Source organism: Cellulomonas sp., from assembly GCF_965229465.1.
Taxonomy (GTDB): Bacteria; Actinomycetota; Actinomycetes; order Actinomycetales; family Cellulomonadaceae; genus Cellulomonas.
The window spans coordinates 4,211,769-4,231,485 of sequence record NZ_OZ245882.1; the positions used below are offsets into that span (position 1 = coordinate 4,211,769).

At 71.8% G+C, this 19,717-nt stretch carries 19 protein-coding genes; 7 read left to right on the plus strand and 12 right to left on the minus strand.

Annotated elements, in window-relative coordinates:
• Positions 1–165: 165 nt before the first annotated feature.
• Positions 166–1,095, plus strand: a complete 930-nt coding sequence (locus tag ACO06A_RS19905; protein WP_421733907.1) for a hypothetical protein — start codon at positions 166–168, stop codon at positions 1,093–1,095.
• Here ACO06A_RS19905 and ACO06A_RS19910 read toward each other — a convergent pair.
• Positions 1,092–1,460 carry a nitroreductase family deazaflavin-dependent oxidoreductase gene (locus ACO06A_RS19910; RefSeq protein ID WP_421733908.1) on the minus strand — a complete coding sequence of 123 codons (369 nt, stop codon included), beginning with the start codon at positions 1,458–1,460 and terminating at the stop codon, positions 1,092–1,094. The two genes, ACO06A_RS19905 and ACO06A_RS19910, sit on opposite strands and share 4 nt — an antisense overlap.
• Positions 1,461–1,606: 146 nt before the next feature.
• Positions 1,607–4,486, minus strand: a complete 2,880-nt coding sequence (locus tag ACO06A_RS19915; RefSeq protein ID WP_421733909.1) for a S8 family serine peptidase — start codon at positions 4,484–4,486, stop codon at positions 1,607–1,609.
• 479 nt (positions 4,487–4,965) lie between these two features.
• Here ACO06A_RS19915 and ACO06A_RS19920 point away from each other — a divergent pair, with 479 nt between their 5' ends.
• Positions 4,966–6,234, plus strand: coding sequence for a ricin-type beta-trefoil lectin domain protein (locus tag ACO06A_RS19920; RefSeq protein ID WP_421733910.1), 1,269 nt, complete (start codon positions 4,966–4,968; stop codon positions 6,232–6,234).
• Between the two features lie 73 nt (positions 6,235–6,307).
• On the opposite strand, the gene ACO06A_RS19925 is transcribed toward ACO06A_RS19920, so the two are convergent.
• Positions 6,308–7,213, minus strand: a complete 906-nt coding sequence (locus ACO06A_RS19925) for an oxidoreductase (protein WP_421733911.1) — start codon at positions 7,211–7,213, stop codon at positions 6,308–6,310.
• A 131-nt stretch (positions 7,214–7,344) separates the two neighbouring features.
• Here ACO06A_RS19925 and ACO06A_RS19930 point away from each other — a divergent pair, with 131 nt between their 5' ends.
• Both ACO06A_RS19930 and ACO06A_RS19935 read left to right on the plus strand, forming a co-directional pair.
• Positions 7,345–8,247 (plus strand): helix-turn-helix transcriptional regulator, encoded by a 903-nt coding sequence (locus tag ACO06A_RS19930; protein WP_421733912.1) that lies wholly within the window; start codon positions 7,345–7,347, stop codon positions 8,245–8,247.
• A complete protein-coding gene (locus ACO06A_RS19935; RefSeq protein WP_421733913.1) occupies positions 8,244–8,702 on the plus strand; it encodes a DUF1579 family protein in 459 nt (152 codons plus the stop codon). The genes ACO06A_RS19930 and ACO06A_RS19935 overlap by 4 nt, the downstream gene beginning before the upstream one ends.
• Positions 8,703–8,708: 6 nt before the next feature.
• Here ACO06A_RS19935 and ACO06A_RS19940 read toward each other — a convergent pair whose 3' ends face one another.
• From ACO06A_RS19940 to ACO06A_RS19960, 5 genes are all read right to left on the minus strand, one after another.
• On the minus strand, positions 8,709–9,470 hold the full coding sequence (locus ACO06A_RS19940; RefSeq protein WP_421733914.1) for an ABC transporter permease: 762 nt from the start codon (positions 9,468–9,470) through the stop codon (positions 8,709–8,711).
• Positions 9,467–10,267 carry an ABC transporter ATP-binding protein gene (locus ACO06A_RS19945; protein ID WP_421733915.1) on the minus strand — a complete coding sequence of 267 codons (801 nt, stop codon included), beginning with the start codon at positions 10,265–10,267 and terminating at the stop codon, positions 9,467–9,469. Before ACO06A_RS19945 ends, ACO06A_RS19940 begins: the two co-directional genes overlap by 4 nt.
• 14 nt (positions 10,268–10,281) lie before the next feature.
• Positions 10,282–11,127: a DUF4097 family beta strand repeat-containing protein gene (locus ACO06A_RS19950; RefSeq protein ID WP_421733916.1), complete on the minus strand. Its 846-nt coding sequence runs from the start codon at positions 11,125–11,127 to the stop codon at positions 10,282–10,284.
• 79 nt (positions 11,128–11,206) lie between these two features.
• The gene (locus tag ACO06A_RS19955; RefSeq protein ID WP_421733917.1) at positions 11,207–11,695 is read right to left on the minus strand and encodes a histidine kinase; all 489 of its coding nucleotides are present in this window, start codon (positions 11,693–11,695) and stop codon (positions 11,207–11,209) included.
• 71 nt (positions 11,696–11,766) lie between these two features.
• A complete protein-coding gene (locus ACO06A_RS19960; RefSeq protein WP_421733918.1) occupies positions 11,767–12,291 on the minus strand; it encodes a nitrilase-related carbon-nitrogen hydrolase in 525 nt (174 codons plus the stop codon).
• A 27-nt stretch (positions 12,292–12,318) separates the two neighbouring features.
• On the opposite strand from ACO06A_RS19960, the gene ACO06A_RS19965 reads away from it, so the two are divergent.
• Both ACO06A_RS19965 and ACO06A_RS19970 read left to right on the plus strand, forming a co-directional pair.
• Positions 12,319–12,843 (plus strand): allene oxide cyclase barrel-like domain-containing protein, encoded by a 525-nt coding sequence (locus ACO06A_RS19965; protein ID WP_421733919.1) that lies wholly within the window; start codon positions 12,319–12,321, stop codon positions 12,841–12,843.
• A gap of 53 nt (positions 12,844–12,896) precedes the next feature.
• The gene (locus ACO06A_RS19970) at positions 12,897–13,562 is read left to right on the plus strand and encodes a GntR family transcriptional regulator (RefSeq protein WP_421733920.1); all 666 of its coding nucleotides are present in this window, start codon (positions 12,897–12,899) and stop codon (positions 13,560–13,562) included.
• Here ACO06A_RS19970 and ACO06A_RS19975 read toward each other — a convergent pair.
• From ACO06A_RS19975 to ACO06A_RS19990, 4 genes are all read right to left on the minus strand, one after another.
• A complete protein-coding gene (locus ACO06A_RS19975; RefSeq protein WP_421733921.1) occupies positions 13,552–14,052 on the minus strand; it encodes a gluconokinase in 501 nt (166 codons plus the stop codon). The genes ACO06A_RS19970 and ACO06A_RS19975 overlap by 11 nt on opposite strands.
• A complete protein-coding gene (manD, locus tag ACO06A_RS19980) occupies positions 14,049–15,275 on the minus strand; it encodes a D-mannonate dehydratase ManD (protein ID WP_421733922.1) in 1,227 nt (408 codons plus the stop codon). Before manD ends, ACO06A_RS19975 begins: the two co-directional genes overlap by 4 nt.
• Entirely contained in the window at positions 15,272–16,669 is a 1,398-nt protein-coding gene (locus ACO06A_RS19985) for a mannitol dehydrogenase family protein (RefSeq protein WP_421733923.1), read from the minus strand. The genes manD and ACO06A_RS19985 overlap by 4 nt, the downstream gene beginning before the upstream one ends.
• Positions 16,670–16,771: 102 nt before the next feature.
• Positions 16,772–17,782, minus strand: coding sequence for a LacI family DNA-binding transcriptional regulator (locus ACO06A_RS19990; protein ID WP_421733924.1), 1,011 nt, complete (start codon positions 17,780–17,782; stop codon positions 16,772–16,774).
• Between the two features lie 122 nt (positions 17,783–17,904).
• Between ACO06A_RS19990 and uidA the strand changes: the two genes are divergently transcribed.
• Positions 17,905–19,683 carry a beta-glucuronidase gene (uidA, locus tag ACO06A_RS19995; RefSeq protein WP_421733925.1) on the plus strand — a complete coding sequence of 593 codons (1,779 nt, stop codon included), beginning with the start codon at positions 17,905–17,907 and terminating at the stop codon, positions 19,681–19,683.
• The last annotated feature ends 34 nt before the right edge of the window (positions 19,684–19,717 follow it).

Sequence of the window (19,717 nt, forward strand, 5' to 3'; positions counted from 1 at the left end):
TCGCGGCTGATGCCTGCTGTGACGGCTGATATCGCCGCCACTTCGACGGAACATAGCGGAACTTCGTTGCGTAAACGGACATCCACGTTGCGAATCGGTTGCAGTCGACCCGCCCGCCTGCTCGTGCGGGCATCGTGGGACGGACGAGGTGCTGGGAGGTGTCAGGTGACGGAGCCCGTGCTCGACTGGCTGCTTGCCGGTGACCCGAGCATCCGGTGGCAGACGCTCGACGCACTGACGTCGGCGGGGCCGGAGCAGGTCGCCGCCGAACGGGCTGCGGTGGCGCGCGAGGGGTGGGGCGCTCGGCTGCTCGGCGAGCAGGACGACGACGGCCGCTGGGCCGGTGCGCTGTACAGCCCGAAGTGGGTCTCGACGACGTACACGCTCCTGCTGCTCGAGCGGCTCGGCCTGCCGTCCGACGACCCGCGGGCGCGACGCGGGTGCAGCGTGGTGTGGGACGCGGCCTCGTGGTGGGACGGCGGGCTCACCCTTGCGCTCTCCATCCGGGCGCCGGAGGTGTGCATCACGGGCATGCTCGTGCAGCTGGCGGCGCGCTTCGGACCGTGGGACCACCGGGTGGACGACGCCGTCCGGTTCCTCCTCACCCATCAGCTGGGCGACGGTGGCTGGAACTGCCAGTCGATCCGCCGGGGCTCGCGCCACGGCTCGTTCCACACGTCGATCATCGTGCTCGAGGCCCTGACCGCGTACGCCACCGCCGGCGGGACCGTCCCGGTCGAGGATCCCCTCACGCGCGGGCGGGAGTTCTTCCTGGCGCACAGCCTGTACCGGTCGCACCGCACGGGAGAGGTGGTCGACCGGTCGTTCACGCGGTTCCCGTTCCCGCCGCAGTGGCACTTCGACGTGCTGCGCGGTCTGGAGCACTTCGCCTCGGTCGGCGCCGCGACGGACCCCCGCCTGGAGGGCGCCGTGGCCGTCGTGCGGGCGGCTCGTCGCGCCGACGGGCGATGGCCGGTGCACCGCGGGTACTCCGGGCGCGAGTGGTTCCGGATGGAGCAGCCGGGCCCGAGCCGGTGGACGACGCTGCGCGCGCTGCGGGTGCTGCGCTGGTGGGACGGCAGCGACGCACGCTAGTCGTCGGTGGGAGTGACCTCGATCAGGGGGCTCTGCTCCATCATCAGAGCGACGTCGTCGCGGCCCCACCGCGCGGCGGCGGCCTCGATCAGCGGACGACGCTCGTCAGGGCGGTCGATCACCCGGGCGAGGGCCGGCACGTCGGCGGTCAGACCGCGCTTGAGGTGGATCACGACGCGCGGGTCGGCACCGACGTTGTGCACCCACGCGCGGGTGCGTGGCGACGGCTTGCCCGAGATGAACAGCCGCCCGTCGAGCTCGTGCAGGAAGATCTCGATCCGCCGCGGCTCACCCGAGCGACGACCGACGGTGGTCAGGTCGATGACCTGGCTGCGGTGCAGGGCACTGGCGACGGACGGGTCCACGGAGGCCTCCCACGGCACACTGTCCGCCCTGGTCGCGCCCGCGGCAAGCACCGACGACCGGTGCGGCCGGGTCGAGCGCGCTCGTCCGGATGCCTGGTGCACCCGAGCGCGACACGCTCGACCCGGCACGTGATCGTGACGACCGCCTACCGGAAGTCGCCGGACGCCAACCGCACGCCGGCGGTGTTGGCCCAGGAGCCGATGAACGTCGGTGCCGACCCGTTCGTGATCTGCCAGGTCCCGTCCCCCTGGGAGAACGCGACCGGGATCGAGGACCACCCGGGCGTCTGGCGGACCAGCGCGATGTCCGTGAGGCCGTTGTCGTTGAAGTCGCCGGTGACCACCCGCACCCCGGGCGTGTTGGCCCAGGAGCCGATGAACGTCGGCGCCGACCCGTTGGTGATCTGCCAGGTCCCGTCCCCTTGCGCGAACGCCACCGGGATCGAGGACCACCCGGCGTTCTGCCGGACCAGCGCGATGTCGGTCAGACCGTTGCCGTTGAAGTCGCCGGTGACCACCCGCACCCCGGGCGTGTTGGCCCAGGAGCCGATGAACGTCGGCGCCGACCCGTTGGTGATCTGCCAGGTGCCGTCGCCCTGCGCGAACGCCACCGGGATCGACGCCCACCCGGCGTTCTGTCGGACCAGCGCGATGTCGGTCAGGCCGTTGCCGTTGAAGTCGCCGGTGACCACCCGCACCCCGGGCGTGTTCGCCCAGGAGCCGATGAACGTCGGCGCCGACCCGTTGGTGATCTGCCAGGTCCCGTCCCCCTGCGCGAACGCCACCGGGATCGACGCCCACCCGGCGTTCTGCCGGACCAGCGCGATGTCCGTCAGGCCGTTGCCGTTGAAGTCCCCGGTCACCACCTTCACGCCCGCGGTGTTCGCCCACGAGCCGATGAACGTCGGCGCCGACCCGTTGGTGATCTGCCACGTCCCGTCCCCCTGGGAGAACGCCACCGGGATCGACGCCCAACCCGCGTTCTGCCGGACCAGCGCGATGTCCGTCAGGCCGTTGCCGTTGAAGTCCCCGGTCACCACCTTCACGCCCGCGGTGTTCGCCCACGACCCGATGAACGTCGGCGCCGACCCGTTGGTGATCTGCCACGTCCCGTCCCCCTGGGAGAACGCCACCGGGATCGAGGCCCAACCCGCGTTCTGCCGGACCAGCGCGATGTCGGTCAGACCGTTGCCGTTGAAGTCCCCCGTCACCACCTTCACACCCGGGGTGTTCGCCCAGGTGCCGATGAACGTCGGGGCCGGGCCATTGGTGACCTGCCACGTCCCGTCACCGACGGAGAACGCCACCGGGATCGACGACCAGCCCGCGTTCTGCCGCACCAGCGCGATGTCCTTGGCCCGCACCACCTGCGACGAGTCGGCGAGCTGGAGCGCCTTGGCGGCGTTGACCCGGCCGTAGCCCATCTCGTCGTTGCGCGTCCCGTTCGGGAAGTTCGCGACGTCGCCGTAGGGCACCGTGCCGACCTTGTCGGCGGACCGCTCGATGAGGTCGCGCACGCCCGTCGCCGACAGCGACGGGTCGAACGAGCGGAGCAGCGCGGCGAGGCCCGCCACGTGCGGGGTGGCCGACGAGGTGCCGTTGAACGTCTCGACGTAGTCGCCGGTCGTGTACCCGACGGAGCCCTGACGATCGGTGGTCGAGATGTGCACGCCGGGTGCGACGACAGAGACGCCCGGGGCGAAGTTGGAACCCCACCAGTTCTCGCCGTCCGGGCTCGCGCTCGACTTGCGGTTGTCGTCCTCGCTGGACGCCCCGCACGCGATGACGAGCGGGTGCCGTGAGGGGTACCGGTTGAAGGTGTTGATGTCCTCGTTCCCGGTCGCGGCGCACAGGACGACGTTGTGGTCGTGCGCGTACTGGATCGCCGGGTCGATGACGGTGAAGTCCCAACCGGTCGGCCCGCGGCCCTCGCCCGGTCCGTAGACGCCGAAGCTCATGCTGACGACCGAGGCACCGTGGTCGGCGGCGTACCGCAGGCCGGCGGCGCACTCGGCGTCGGTCCAGTTCTGGAACGCCAGCGGCAGCACCGGGCTGGCGCCGGCGACACCGGCCACGCCCGTGCTGTTGTCCAGGGCGGCCGCCGCGATCCCCGCGCACGCGGTCCCGTGGTTTCCCGTCGGGCTGCCGTCGGGCAGCATCGTGCCCAGGTTGACGCCCGGTTCGCTGAACCGCAGGTCGGGGTGCGTGAGGTCGCAGCCCTCGTCCAGCACGGCGACGATCGTGCTCGAGTCGCCCGTCGTGATGTCCCACGCGGACGGTGCGTCGATCCGTTGCACCCCCCACTGCTGGGCGAACAGGGTGTCGTTGGGACTGAGCGTCGTCGGCGTCAGCATGGGCATCGTCTCCAGCCGAGCGTCCGCGACGACGTCGGCCGCCTCGGCCAGCAGCACGTCACGGAGCTCATAGGCCGTGCGGGCCAGCGGGTCGTTCAGGACGAAGTACCGGTACGGCTCGGTGTACTGGCTCCGGCTCTCGTCCTCGGTGAGCCCGTACCCGGCGAGCCGCTCGGCAAGCCCCTCGTCGGCACCCTCCACGGGCCGGACGAGCAGGACGTTGGGCAGCGGGCACACGAGCCCTTCCGCGCCCTCGACCCCGGGGAACCGGTACACCGCCCCGAGCCACTCAGCGCGGTCCCCGAGCTGGTCCGCGACGCTCGCGGCCGCTGTGGGCAGGTCCTGCGGAACGCGCACCCACCGCAGGGTGTCCGAGTTGTTGATGCGGGTCATCGGAAGGCGGGCGCCAGCTCCACCGGCCGTCGGCGGTGCCGCGCCGGCGTTCGGCGACGCGTCGCCGGCGTTCGGCGACGCGTCGCCGGCGTTCGCTGATGCGGCTCCGTCGGCGATCGGCTCGAGGCCGATGGACGAGAGCAGCGAGTCCACGTCCTGGGCGTCGGCGTCGGCGGCGGGCCCCGGCACCTCCGGACGGACAGTGACGACGGCGAGGCCCGGTTCCAGCGTGAGCGTCGCTCCGCTGCCGTGCTGAAGGGTTGACGGATACTCAGGCATCAGGTGACCTACCTACCCAGAGAGTGCGCAGACGTACGGTGCAGGTATGGCGCAGCCAGCGGCGTCATGACGCGGCGCTGCGGCCGGGAAGCTGGCATGGGTCGGCCGGCGCTGCCCGACGATCGGCGCGCGCCTTCGGCCACCGCCACGAGCCCCCCTCGTCCCCAGCGGAAGCACGGCCACCGCCTCGCGTCCGTGGATCAGGCCGTGGGCGATGCTCGTAGATTCACCGTACGGACCCGGCGGGAAGCCGACAATGGTTCGGCCAGGAGCGTGCCCAAAGGGGCATTTCGGGCACGTTGCGGACTGCCGGGCCGGAGGCTCCACCGGTAAGAGTTACTTGCCAGTCAGTAACACTCACCGTTACTGTCGGGCGCCGGACGGACATATCGCCCATACGTGCCCAACGAGGTGACACGTGTCATCGGGCGGTGCCGACCACGGCTCGTCTGATCGCCGACCGGTCCTAGGAGGCAACGATGCATTCCGTACGCCCACGCACCGCCACCACCCACCGCGCACAAGGGCTCGCCGCCGTGCTCGGCGCAGCCGCCCTCGTCGCCGCCGGGCTGGTGGCCTCGACGGCCGCGCCGGCCGAGGCCGCGACCGGAGACGTCATCTGGTCGCAGGAGTTCAACGGCGCCGCTGGCAGCGCGCCCGACCCGGCCGTCTGGAGCTACGACACCGGTGCCGGCGGCTGGGGCAACGCCGAGCTCCAGAACTACACGACGTCCCGCAACAACTCCGCGCTCGACGGGCAGGGCAACCTCGTCATCACCGCCCGACGGGAGGGCGACGGGTCCTACACGTCCGCGCGGCTCCAGAGCAACAACAAGGTCGAGCCCAAGTACGGCCGCGTCGAGGCCCGCATCCAGATCCCGCGCGGCCAGGGCATCTGGCCGGCGTTCTGGATGCTCGGCGGCGACTTCCCCCAGACGTCCTGGCCGTCCTCGGGCGAGATCGACATCATGGAGAACATCGGCAAGGAGCCGCACCGGATCTACGGCACGGTGCACGGACCCGGGTACTCCGGCGGCAGCGGCATCACCGGCGTGTACCAGCACCCGCAGAACTGGTCGTTCGCCGACACCTTCCACACGTTCGCGGTGGACTGGAAGCCCGGCTCGATCACGTGGTCCGTCGACGGCACCGTCTACCACCAGGTCACCACCGGCAGCGTCGGCGGCAACCCGTGGGTGTTCGACAAGCCGTACTTCCTCATCCTCAACGTCGCCGTCGGTGGGCAGTGGCCCGGCTACCCCGACGGCACGACCCAGCTCCCGCAGCGGATGGTGGTCGACTACGTCCGCGTCTACGACAACGGCTCCGCCTCGGGAGGCGGGGGCGGCGGCTCCCTGCCCACCGGCACCGGCACCCTCCGCGTCGCCAACACGCTGTGCCTCGACGTGCCCTGGGCCCAGACGCACGACGGCAACCCGATCCAGGTGGTCGGCTGCAACGGCAACGCCGCCCAGCAGTGGACCCGCGGCTCCGACGGCACGGTCCGCGCGCTCGGCAAGTGCCTCGACGTCAGCGGCAGCGGCACCGCCAACGGCACGGTCGTCCAGCTGTGGACGTGCAACGGCACCGGCGCCCAGAAGTGGGCGTACGACTCGGGCACGCGGGCACTGAAGAACCCGCAGTCCGGCCGCTGCCTCGACGCCGTCGGGGGCACGCCCGTCCACGACGGCCAGCGCGTGCACCTGTGGGACTGCCACGGCGGAGCCAACCAGCAGTGGTTCCTCTGACGCACTGACCCGTCCGGCAGCCTGGTCGTCAGGCTGCCGGACGGGGTCGTCGTCGGGGCGACGTGCCCACGGCTCACAGGTAGCTGACCCCCGTCAGCTTCTCCGCCGCCGTCCAGAGTCGCCGCGCGACAGCGGGATCCCGGGCCTCGGGTCCGAGCCGCGCCTCGACAACCCTGCCGCGCGTCTCCCCCAGCCCGGACGGCCCGAAGAACTGGCCGCCACGCACGTCCGGACCGGTTGCGGCGAGCAGCTGCGGCAGGGTGCCCTGCTCCACCGACTGCGTGACCAGCAGGCCGCCCCGTGCGATCACTCGACCGAGCCGCCCGCGGTGCTCCCACGCGCGCGGGGTCAGGTTCGTCCGGGTGAGGCCGGGGTGGGCGAGGACGCTGATGACCGGCGAGCTGGTGGCCCGCAGTCGGCGGTCGAGCTCCAGGCCGAAGAGCGTGGTGGCGAGCTTGGACCGGCCGTAGGCGGGAGACGCGCGGTAGTCGCGCTCGGACATGAGGTCGTCGAAGTCGAGGTGCGCGCGCTTGTGCGTGATCGAGCTGAGGCTGACCACACGGGCGCTAGCGGCCGCGCTCAGGGTGGCGAGCAGCAGACCGGTCAGGGCGAAGTGGCCGAGCATGTTCGTCGCGAGCTGCAGCTCGAGACCGTCGGCGGAGGTGCGGCGGGGGCCCAGCAGCACCACGCCCGCATTGTTGACCAGCAGGTCGACCGTCGCGTGGTCGGCCGTCAGCTTCGCGGCGAACTCGCGCACCGAGCCCAAGGAGGCCAGGTCGAGCTCGCGCACCTCGACGTCACCGCCGATGCGCCGGGCGACCTCGTCGCCGGCTCCAGTGTTGCGGACGGCGAGCACGACGTGGGCGCCGTGCCGGGCCAGCTCGGTGGCGGTGACCAGGCCGAGGCCCGAGGTCGCGCCGGTCACGACGGCCACCCGGCCCTGTTGGTCGGGGATCTGGTCTGCGGTCCATCCGGTCATCTGCTGCTCCCAGGGGTGTCGGTGCGGTGGAACGACGACGCTAGGAGCAGTGCGAACAGGTTCGGTCGCCCGCCGTTGCCTAGGGCTGCCAGACCTCCCCTGTGCACCCCGCAGGGCCGCACACTGGCGGGATGACCGATCCGTACGCCCGCGAGCTCGGTGACTTCCTGCGCGCTCGACGCGGCCGGCTGCAGCCGCGCGACCTCGGCCTGGAGCCGGGTGGACGGCGGAAGGTCGCCGGGCTGCGGCGCGAGGAGCTGGCGATGCTCGCCGGGTTGAGCACCGACTACTACCAGCGGATGGAGCAGGGCCGGAGGGTACGCCCGTCGGACGACGTGCTCGACGCCCTCGCGGGCGCGCTCGGCCTCGACGACGAGGAACGACGGCACCTGTTCACGCTGGCCCACGCCGCCCGCCGGCCGGACGCGCGGGTGGACCGCGTCCCCGAGGTGGTGCCGGAGGGGACCCGTCGACTGCTCCGCGTGCTGGACACCCCGGCGGTCGTCCTCGGCCGGCACCTCGACCTGCTCGCCTGGAACCCGATGGCCGAGGCGCTGCTCGGCGACCCGGAGGACTACCCGCCGGACAGGCTCAACATGCTGCTGTTGATGTTCGACGACACGCGCACAGGGGACCGGACCTGCCCGGACTGGGAGCGTCAGGCCCTGGACTACATCGGCATGATGCGCACCGCCGTCGCCACCGACCCCACCCATCCCCGGGCGACCGCGATCGTCGGCGAGCTGAGCATCCGCAGCGCCGAGTTCCGACGGCTGTGGGCGCGGCACGACGTCCGCGAGTCGGTCAGCGGCACCAAGACGTTCCGTGTCCCCGAGGTGGGCGACGTGGTCCTGCACTGGGACACCTATCCCCTGCCGGGCAGCCCCGGCCCGGTCCTGCTGGTCTTCACCGCCGAGCCGGGCAGCCCCGACGCGGACCGGCTCGACCTCCTGGCCTCGTTGCACGCGTCGCGGTCCACCGGCTCCGACGCGGTCAGGCCGTCCCGCGCCGTCGGTCGGTACCGTCAGGCATGAGCATCGTCGATCACCTCACGCCCCTGTTCGGTACCTGGCGCGGCACCAACCGCCTGCGCCTGATGCCCACCGACGACTACCAGGCCTCGCTCGCCACGGCCACGATCGGGGTGACGGCAGCCCGCTTCGTGTCGATCACCTACACGTGGGCCGACGGCGATGCAGCGCAGGACGGCCTCCTGCTGATAGGTGGGGACGCGACCACGGACGGGTGCCAGGCCGTCTGGGTCGACTCCTGGCACACCGGGCCGACGTGGATGAGCTTCAGCGGCGGCGTCGGCGATGACGGCGAGCTGCGGCTCCTGGGCACCTACCCCGCGGAGTCCGGTCCGGACTGGGGCTGGAACATCCACGTCCGACCTCAGGACGCCACGATCACCATGCACAACGTGGTGCCCGGGAACGCCCCGTACCAGGTCGTCGAGCTCGCACTGGAGCCCGACGACCTGGCATGACCGCGCTCAGCTGATCCTGCGGCGGTAGGCAGCCATGGCCAGCACGTACCCCAGCACGAGGATGCCGACGCACCACGCCAGGGCGATCCAGATGTCGTTGCCGACGGGCTCCCCTGCGAACAGGTCCTGGATGGTGTTGACGATCGACGTGACCGGCTGGTTCTCGGCGAAGACGCGTACCGGAGCCGGCATGGTGTCCGTGGGGACGAACGCCGAGCTGATGAACGGCAGGAAGATCAGCGGGTAGGAGAACCCGGCGGCACCGTCCACCGACTTGGCCGACAGGCCCGCGACGACGGCCAGCCAGGTGAGCGCCAGCGTGAAGAGCGCGAGGATCCCCGCCACGGTGAGCCAGGACAGCACGCTCGCCGAGGTGCGGAACCCCATCAGGAGACCCACCACCACGATGATGACCACGGTGATCGCGTTGGAGACCAGCGACGTCAGCACGTGTGCCCACAGCACGGACGACCGGGCGATCGGCATGGAGTGGAACCGCTCGAAGATGCCGCTCTGCATGTCGGTGAAGAGCCGGACCGCGGTGTAGGCGATGCCGGACGCGATGGCGATCAGCAGGATCCCGGGCAGCAGGTAGTTCACGTAGTTCTCGGTGCCGGTCTCGATCGCGCCGCCGAACACGTAGACGAACAGCAGCATGATGGCGATCGGCGTGACCGCGGTCGTGATGATCGTGTCCGCACTGCGGGTGATGTGCCGCAGGGAGCGGCCCGTCAGGCTGGCCGTGTCGTCGAGGAGATGCGTGGTCATGACTTGTCCTTCCCGATGGTCTCGCGCACGTCGTCGCTGCCGACGAGGGCGAGGAAGATGTCCTCGAGGCTGGGCTGCTTCTCGACGTACTGGACCGTCGCCGGTGGCAGCAGCCGCTTGAGCTCGGCGAGCGTGCCGTTGGCGATGATGCGGCCCTGGTGCAGGATCGCGATCCGGTCCGCGAGCTGCTCGGCCTCGTCGAGGTACTGCGTGGTGAGCAGGACGGTGGTGCCCTGCGCGGAGAGCTCCTTGATGACCTGCCACACGTCGAGCCGCGCCTCGGGGTCCAGCCCGGTGGTCGGCTCGTCGAGGAAGACCACCGCGGGCTGCCCGATGAGGCTCATCGCGATGTCCAGCCGCCGGCGCATGCCCCCCGAGTAGGTGGACACCCGTCGCGACCCGGCCTCGGTCAGGTTGAACCGTGCGAGCAGGTCGTCGGCGATCGGGCCGGGCGACGGCAGGTGCCGCAACCGAGCGACCAGGACGAGGTTCTCCCGACCGGAGAGGATCTCGTCGACCGCGGCGAACTGGCCGGTGAGGCTGATGGACTCGCGGACGCGGAGCGGATCCGTGGAGACGGCGAACCCGTTGACCGTGGCCGCGCCGGCGTCCGCCCGCAGCAACGTGGACAGGATCCGCACGATGGTGGTCTTCCCGGCCCCGTTCGAACCGAGTAGGGCGAAGATGCTGCCTGGTGCGACGTCGAAGTCCACGCCTCGGAGCACGTGCAGGTCCTTGAAGGACTTCTCCAGGTTCTGGACGCGGATCGCGGGTTCTGGGGTGGTGGTGCTGGTCATGTCGGTCTCTCCTCTCAGCGGGCGTGCTCGACGGTGATGGCGCCGGACCGCGTGCGTGCGCGGATCGCGACGGACTGCTCGGACTCTGCGGGTGCCCGGTCGCCGTCCAGGCGGTTGCGCACGTGGCCGTCGCGCGAGGACAGGTCGAGCCACGCGGGGACGCCGGGTCGGACGCCGACGGTGACCTGGCCGTAGCCGCTCTCGACCCGGATCGATCCCGTCGAGACCTCGTGCAGCGAGATGGCGCCGTAGGCGGTCTTCGCCGTGACGGAGCCGAGCGCGGTGGTGACCTCCAGGTCGCCGTACGAGAGCTTCGCCTCGAGGTCACCGCCGGACTCCCCGACGTGGATGCTCCCGTGCGACGCCTTGAGGATCGCGTCCCCGGTGACCGTGGCGAGCCGGATCTGCCCGTGGTCGGCGGTGATCTCGGCCGAGCCGTCCGCCGTCCCGATGGTCACGTTGCCGTGGCCGGCACGCAGCCACAGGTCGCCGGTGGCGTCGAGGTCCACCGGGCCCATCGAGGCCTTGATCCGCGTGGCGCCGAGGCGTCCGGCGGTCCGGACGCCGCCCATCGAACCCTCGGCGGTGAGGCGCGAGCCCGCCGGCAGCTCGACCCGCACGTCGACGGACTCGGTCGGGCCGATCCAGCTCAGGCGGGGCTTCGGACCCGTGATGGTGAGCCGCTGCCCGTCGAAGTCGACCTTGGTCTCCTCGGCGCCCCGGCGGTCGACCGCCTTGGCCGGGTTGGTGCCGGTCACGGTCACGACGGTGTCGGCTCGGTCGCCGGCGACGATCTCGATCGCACCGACCGGCAGGTTGATCGCGACGTCGATCGGGGTCGGGGTGGTGTACGTGGGCATGCTGACGCCTCCCGGTGTCGGGGTGTGTTCGTCCGGCCCCGCGGGTCTGCGGGGCTGGTGGAGCTGTGGGCAGGCCGGGCTAGCGGGCCCAGCCGGCGAAGCTGTCGCCGGTGCGCAGCGTGCGCTGCGCCGATCGTCGTTGCTTGGGCTCGAGGGCGGACGCGACCGCCCGGACGAGCCAGGTGTTGACGGACAGGCCGTCCGCCGTCGCCGCCTCGTCCACCCGCGCCTTGAGGGCGTCGGGCAGGCGCAGCGTCGTGCGCGAGGTGCTCACGTCGTCGAGGTCGACGGGCGCCGCCGGGGCGTCGTCGGTCTCGGGCTCGGCGCTCGGCTGGGTGACGACGAACTCGATCTCCCGACCGCGCAGCCGCAGGTCGACCGAGCCGGGTGCGAGGTCGCGCGTGATCTCGCCGGCGGCGGCCGACAGGGCGTCGAGCAGCACGAGCCGAGCGGCGGCGTCGAGCCCGGCGACCAGTCGCTCGGCGACGGCCCGCGTGTCGTCCGTGCCGTGCTCGGCCACGTCCACCAGCTGGCGCTGGAGGTCGCTGACGTACTGTCCGATGTCCATAGCACCATCGTGACACCACCGTGGTGTCACGTCAAGCCCCAGTGGTGTCAGGCTGGCACAGGGCTACTCGGCTACTCGTCGTCGAGCGTGACGGCTGGTCGCGGCCGGGTGTCGACGGCCAGCCGGAAGATGTCGGGACGGTTGTAGTGCCCGGTGGGGTCGAACAGGCGGCACGTCAGCCCGCTGAGCCGACCGTACGGGGTGTCGACGACCGGGAGCGTCGAGCCGTCGCCCATCCCCCAGACCGTGCGCTCCGAGCCGGTAGGCATGAGCTTCCGGTGCTTGCCGAGCAGGCGTCCGTCAGGGCCGAGGTAGAGCGTGGTGTCGTAGATCGTGGCGGCGTGCGGCTCGCGCTCCTCGACGTTGATGACCACGTGGACGCCGGCGTCCTGCGCAGCCGCACCGAGCGCCTCCGTCACCGGGCCGGGCCTGCTGGTCCATGAGCACGTGGGCCGCCTGGACCGCGGCCACCCGGGTGAGCGCCATCCTCCACCGTAGCGAGCCGGGTCCACGGTCAACAGGGTCGAGCCGCGCCCCTTGACGGCTCCGGTGAGGGGCGCGGACCGTCGATCTTGGGCCGCACCCACGCGGCGCACCGTGCTGGACCGGAGTCAGGAGTCGTCATGCGCACCGCACTCACCACCGCCGTCGTCGCCGGTCTTGGCGTCGTCGCACTCACCGCCGGGTCCGCGGGGCCGGGCCCGGCCGACCGGTCGCGGGGTCGCGACCGGGTGATCACGTTCGACGTCCAGTTCTCGGGGTTCTTCCTGCTCGACTTCAGCGCGACGGGCGTCCGGGAGGTCACCGCCATCGACGACCCGGCACTCAGCCCCAGCCGGGGCGACCAGATCGTGTTCGAGGACACCCTGCTGCGCAACGGCGAGCCTGCGGGCGCCGGCGGGGGCACGTGCACCGTGACGTCGGTCGCGCCGACCGATCCCCCGATCAACCTCAGCTGCCAGGTGTCGTACCAGCTGAGCGACGGTCAGGTCGTCGCCCAGGGTCGGGCGTCCAACGCACCCGTGAAGACCCTGGCGATCGTCGGCGGCACGGGGAAGTACGTCGGCGCCGGCGGCGAGCTCGAGCTGACCGAGCTGGGCAACGCGCAGAACACCGGGACGCTGGTGCTCAGGCTCGACCGGAAGTAGCGCCAGCCGGTCGACGACTTGACGTCCGGCCTCGGGCCGGTGCCATATATTGCATGCCCATCCCTCAGGACGCGCCCGCCGTCGACCGCACGCTCCTTCGCGACGACGTCTACCGCCGGCTGCGCGACGCCATCGTCGACGGCACGTTCGAGCCGGGCGAACAGCTCAGGGACCTCGAGCTGGCCACCTGGCTCGGCGTCAGCCGCACGCCGGTCCGCGAGGCTCTGCTGCGCCTCGCGCACGCGGGGCTGGTCGTGGCATCGCCCGGGCGCTCGACGACCGTCACCACCCTCGACATGCGCGCGGTGTGGGACGCGCGGGACGTGGTCGCCGCGATGCACCAGCTGGCGGTCCGCGTGGCCGTGCCGGGACTGACCGAGGCAGACCTCGCGGAGATGCGCGACGCGAACCGGCGCTTCGCGCTGGCGATCGACGACGGCGACGTCGAGGCGGCCCTGCGCGCCGACGACGCGCTGCACGCCGTGCCCGTGGCGGTCAGCCGCAACCGGTCGCTCGCCGCGGTCCTCGACCAGTTCACGCCCGTGCTGCGCCGTGCCGAACGGCTCCGGTTCACCTCACCGAGCGGTCGCGCCTCGGTCGCCCGGCACGACGAGCTGATCCGCCTCTGCGCCGCGGCGGACGCGGAAGGCGCGGCCGAGCTCGCCTTCGACCTCTACCACTCCCTGCCCACCAGCCCGGAGCCCGACGTCAGGTCCTGACGCGGGCCGGTGAGTCCAGCGTGGCCTTCTGCACCAGCTCGGCAGGGTCGAGCGTGCAGTCGAGTGCGATCCCCTGCTCGTCCGGTTCGAGCGGCTCCAGCGTGGCCAGCTGGGTGTCGAGCAGGGACGCCGGCATGAAGTGCCCCTCGCGGGAGCTCATACGCGCCGAGAGCTGCGCGTGCGTGCCCACGAGGTGCACGAAGCGGACGTCCGGGGCAGCCTCCCGCAGAACGTCCCGGTAGGCGCGGCGCAGGGCCGAGCACGCGACGACGGTCCCGTCGGGGGCCCCCGCCAGCGCGGACCCGACGAGCCGCAGCCACGGCCACCGGTCGGCGTCGGTCAGCGGCACTCCCCCCGCCATCTTCGCGAGGTTGGCGGGCGGGTGCAGGCTGTCGGCGTCGAGGAACGGGACGCCGAGCCGGTCGGCCAGCAGCGACCCGACCGTGGACTTCCCGCAGCCGGACACCCCCATGACGACGACGCGGCTCACCAGTCGTGGACCGTTCCGTCGGCCAGCCGGTTGTACGGCAGGTAGGCGGTCTCGTACGGGTACTTGCCGGCCTCGTCCACGTCGAGCTCGACCCCGAGGCCGGGCTGGTCGCCGGGGTGCAGGTAGCCGTCGGTGAACGTGAACGACTGCTGGAACACCGCGTTGGTCTTGGCGCCGTGCTGCATGTACTCCTGGATGCCGAAGTTGTGGATGGCCAGGCCCACGTGCATCTGGGCGGCCAGGCCCACCGGCGAGATGTCCGTCGGCCCGTGGAACCCGGACTTCACCTGGTACTGCGCGGCGTAGTCCATCACCTTCTTCAGCGGGCTGATCCCGCCGAAGTGGGTGGACGCGGCGCGCACGTAGTCGATGAGCTGCTCCTTGATGAGCGACTGGAAGTCCCACACGGTGTTGAAGATCTCGCCGATGGCCAGCGGGGTCGTGGTGTGCTGGCGGACGAGTCGCAGGGCCTCCTGGTTCTCGGCCGGCGTGCAGTCCTCGAGCCAGAACAGGTCGTACGGCTCCAGGGACTTGCCCAGCTTCGCCGCCTGGATCGGGGTCATCCGGTGGTGGCCGTCGTGCAGCAGCGGCAGGTCCGGTCCGAACTCGTGGCGCACGGCCTCGAACACGGTCGGCAGGTGGCGCAGGTACGCGCGGGTGTCCCAGTCCTCCTCGGCGGGGTACGCGCCGCGCTGCGCGGGCTCGTGGTCGTACCGCTCCTCCCCCGTGGACTGCGCGGCGATGCCGTAGATCGCCTTCAGCCCGGGGACGCCGGTCTGCACGCGGATCGAGCGGTAGCCCTGCTCCTGGTGCGCGCGGATCGAGTCGAACAGGGAGGGCAGGTCGATGCCGGACGCGTGCCCGTACGCCATCAGGCCGTTGCGGCTCGCGCCACCCAACAGCTGGTAGACCGGCATGCCGGCGGCCTTGCCCTTGATGTCCCACAGGGCCATGTCCACCGCGGCGATCGCGGCCATGGTCACCGGGCCGCGGCGCCAGTACCCGCTGCGGTACAGGAACTGCCAGGCGTCCTCGATGCGGCTCGCGTCGCGGCCGATCAGCAGGGGGGCGACGTGCTCCTTGAGGTAGCTGACGACGGCGAGCTCACGGCCGTTCAGGGTGGCGTCACCCAGACCGGTCAGGCCCTCGTCGGTGGTGATCTTCAGGGTGACGAAGTTGCGGTTCGGGCTGGTGACGATGACGTCGGCGGCGACGATCTTCATGGTCGGGCTCCTGCGAGGGTGTGATGGGTGGGGCGGTGGACGGCGAGCTGCTCGGCCACGTGGCGGGCGAAGACGTCCTTGCGGGCGAGCCGGGGGGCGATGAGGTCGAGGGCCAGGTCGGCGCGGGCGGAGCTGCCCTGTCCGCGCAGCCGCTCGGCGAGGTCGGCGGCGCCGGGATCGGACGACGACGCGTCGACGCGCTCGAGGTGGTGGATCCAGGCGGCGACGACCCCCGCCCCCGCGCGTCCCACGGCAAGCCCGGCGGCGGCGCGCTGCTGGGCGACGGCCATGACCCGGACGGGGAGCTTGACGGACCCGTCCTTGGCGATCTGCGCTAGGCGGTGCTCGATGCGGGCGTTGGCGAACCGGGCTCGCAGGGCCGCCGTGGCGTCGTCGACCGGCAGGCTCAGCACGTCGGCCGCCTCGGACCAGAGCTGCTCGAGGTCGGCACGGCAGTCGGGATCCGCGAACGCCTCGGCCACCGTGGACAGGCCGCGGGCGAGGCCCTCGTACGCGAGCAGGGAGTGGCCGGCATTGAGCAGCCAGAGCTTGCGGCGCTCGTACGGTTCGAGGTCGTCGACCAGCTGCGCGCCGGCGACCTCCCACCGCGGGCGGCCCGCCGGGAACTCGCCCGCGAGCACCCAGTCGCTGAAGGGCTCGGTGACGACCGGCGACCTGTCCTCCCGACCGGTCAGCTTCCGCACGATCGCGCGGTCGGCCTCGGTGGTGGCTGGGGTGATCCGGTCGACCATCGTCGAGACGAACGCGACCTGCTGCTCGATCCAGCGGGCGAGCGCCTCGTCCACCGCGGAGGCCAGGTCCAGCGTGACCTGGCGGGCCACGCGGCCGTTGTCCGGGAGGTTGTCGCAGCTCACGATCGCGATCGGCCCGGTCCCCGCCTCGCGTCGGGCACGCAGCCCGTCGACGAGGCGGCCCGGTGCCGTGAGCGCGTCGCCCCCGGCGCGGAGGCGTTCGACGTCCAGCGCCACCGCAGGGTCGTGCCGGTCGAGCGCGCCGTCCGACGTGAGTCGGTAGCCGGCCTCCGTGACGGTCAGGGTGACGACCCCGACCTCGGGCCGGCGGAAGTACTCACGCCAGGCGTCGGCGTCCGCACCGTCGTGGACGGCCACCAGGGCGTCGATCGTCGTCGGCGCATCGCCCTCGGGCGAGCGGACCAGCAGCGTGTACCGACCGTCCTGCCGCGCCAGCGGCTCTGCCGCGGCGGCGGACCGGCCGGTGAAGGCGGCGACGCCCCACTGCTCGGCGCCGCCCACCTCGTTGGCCGCCTGGGTGTACCAGAGGAGATGGGCCCGGGCGAAGGCGCCCAGCCCGAGGTGCACGATCCGTACCGGTGCGGGGGGCTCGGTGCGCTCCCAGCCTGTTCCGTCGTGCACGGCTCACCTCCTGGTCGTCGGACCCTCGTCGGTCCTCCTCCATTGAGCGACACCCGGCCCGGCAATGGCAATCGGTTGCCGTGACTTGTCCTGCCGGGCCGGTCAGGACCGCCGGCGGCGCGCCCGCCGCGCCGTCGAGTCCCGGACGACCAGCTCGGCCGGGAGCAGCGCGGGGCGGACCTGGGGCGGCGTGCGGGACGACATCCCGGCCAGCAGCGTCTGCACCGCGTACTTGCCGAGGGCCGCCAGCGGCGCAGCCACCGTGGTCAGGGCGGGCGAGCAGATCTCGGCACCGAAGATGTTGTCGAACCCGACGACGCTGACGTCCCGCGGCACCCGCACGCCCTGTGCCGCGAGCTCGCGCATCAGCCCGATCGCCACGAGGTCGTTGTACGCCACCACCGCCGTCACGTTCGATCCCGCGACGACGGGCGCCGCCTCGCCACCCCCTGCGAGCGTCGGCGCGAACGGCCCGAACCGCTGCACCCGCAGGTCCAGCATCTCCGCCGCCTCGCGCATCGCCCGCCAGCGCATGCCGTCGGCCCACGACGCCTCCGGCCCGGCGAGGTAGCCGATGCTCCGGTGCTCGAGCGACGCGAGGTGCTCCACGGCGCGCCGCGCGCCCCGGGCGTTGTCGGTGATGACGCTCGGGATCCCGGTGAGCACCCGGTTGAGCACGACCGTCGGGCGCTGCTGGGCCATCACCCGGATGGCTGAGTCCGACATGCGGGAGGTGCCGAGCACGACGCCCTCGACCAGAGGGAGCGCACGCTCGAGGGCCTTGCGCTCGGCCACCGCCGACTCGTGCACGTCGGCGACCAGGAGCGTGTAGTCCGCCTCCGTCGCGGCCAGCTCCGCGCCGCGGATGATCTCGAAGTAGAACGGGTTGGTCACGTCGGAGACCACGAGCGCCAGCAGCGACGTCTTGCCGGTGGGCAGCGCCCGCGCCAGCGGGTTCGCGCGGTAGCCCATCTCCTCGGCCACCTGCCGGATCCGTGCCGCCGTCTCGGCGTTGACCCTGCCGGGCCGGGAGAACGCGCGGGAGACGGTGGACGGAGCCACGCCGCACGCCGCAGCCACGTCGTAGATCGTCGGCACCTTGCGCTCGTCCACGCCTCGAACGGTAGGCACCGCGACAAGTCATGGCAACCGCTTGTCGTCCCAGGATCACGGGTCCTCAATGGGAACACCGGCCGATGCGCAGATGCTTCGCCGGCGATGAGAGGAGAGCACCGATGCTTCGTCCCCAGGACACCACGAGCCGCGAGCGCAAGTCCCTGAACGGCTTGTGGGACTTCCGGCTCGACGCCACGGGCGCCGGCCGTCAGCAGGGCTGGCACCAGGGTCCGCTGGCCGAGGCCCGGTCCATGCCCGTCCCGGCGAGCTACAACGACGTTCTCGTCGGGACGACCGGACGCGACCACGTGGGCGACGCCTGGTACCAGACGACCGTGCGAGTCCCCCGCGGCTGGGCCGGCCAGCGCGTCGCGCTCCGGTTCGACTCTGCGACGCATGCCGCGGTGGTCTGGGTGGGCGACACCGAGGTGGCCCGCCACGAGGGCGGCTACACGCCGTTCGAGGCGGACATCACCGCGCTGGTCTCCCCCGGCGACGAGGTCCGCGTGACGATCGTCGTGAACAACGAGCTGACGTTCCAGACCATCCCCCCGGGGATCGTGCACGACACCGAGCAGGGACGCCGCCAGCAGTACTTCCACGACTTCTTCAACTACGCCGGCCTGCACCGCTCGGTCTGGCTGTACGCGACGCCGACCACCTACGTCGACGACGTCGTGGTCACCACCGACCGCCGCGGCACCACGGGGGTCGTCTCCTACGCGGTGACCGTGGCGGGCGATGCCGACGTGCGGGTGACGCTGCGGGACGCGGACGGGGTGACCGTCGCGACCGCCGAGGGTTCGCGCGGTGAGCTCGAGGTCCCCGACGCCCACCTGTGGGCCCCCGGCGACGGCTACCTGTACGACGCCGAGGTCGAGCTGGTGGACGCGTCGGGTGCCTCGCTCGACAGCTACCACCAGAGCGTCGGCATCCGCACGGTCGAGGTACGCGGGACGCAGTTCCTCATCAACGGCGAGCCGTTCTACTTCCAGGGCTTCGGCAAGCACGAGGACTCCGCCGTACGCGGCAAGGGTCACGACGACGCGTTCCTGGTGCACGACTTCGAGCTGCTCGACTGGATCGGCGCCAACTCCTTCCGCACCGCGCACTATCCCTACGCCGAGGAGGTCTACGACTACGCGGACCGCACGGGCATCGTCGTCATCGACGAGGTGGCCGCGGTCGGGCAGAACATGGGCCTGGCGGGCGGGATCTTCGGCGGGCAGAACTACACGACCTTCTCCCCCGAGACCGTCAACGACGTGAGCCAGGAGGCACACAAGCAGGCGATCCGGGAGCTGATCACGCGGGACAAGAACCACCCCAGCGTCGTGCTCTGGTCCATCGCCAACGAGCCCGAGTCCGACACCGACGCAGCCCGCGCCTACTTCGAGCCGCTCTTCGCCCTCACCCGTGAGCTGGACACCAGCCGCCCGGTCGGCTTCGTCAACGTGATGCTCGCGCCGCACGGCACGTGCCAGGTGTCCGAGCTGGGCGACGTGCTCATGCTCAACCGCTACTACGGCTGGTACGTCAACACCGGCGACCTCGTCGCGGCGGAGGCAGCGTGGCTGTCCGAGCTCCAGCAGTGGGCCACCGAGGGCAAGCCGATCATCATCACCGAGTACGGCGCCGACACCGTGGCCGGCGTGCACTCCCTGACCCCGCAGCCGTGGTCCGAGGAGTACCAGGTCGAGTACCTGGACATGAACCACCGCGTGTTCGACGCGGTCGACGCGGTCGTCGGCGAGCAGGTGTGGAACTTCGCCGACTTCGCGACGTCCTCCACCTCCGTGTTCCGGGTGGACGGCAACAAGAAGGGCGTGTTCACCCGTGACCGCCGCCCGAAGGCCGCCGCGCACGTGCTGCGCCGCCGCTGGAGCTCGAAGCGATGACCAGCCCCATCCCCCACCCCAGCACGCCCGCCGC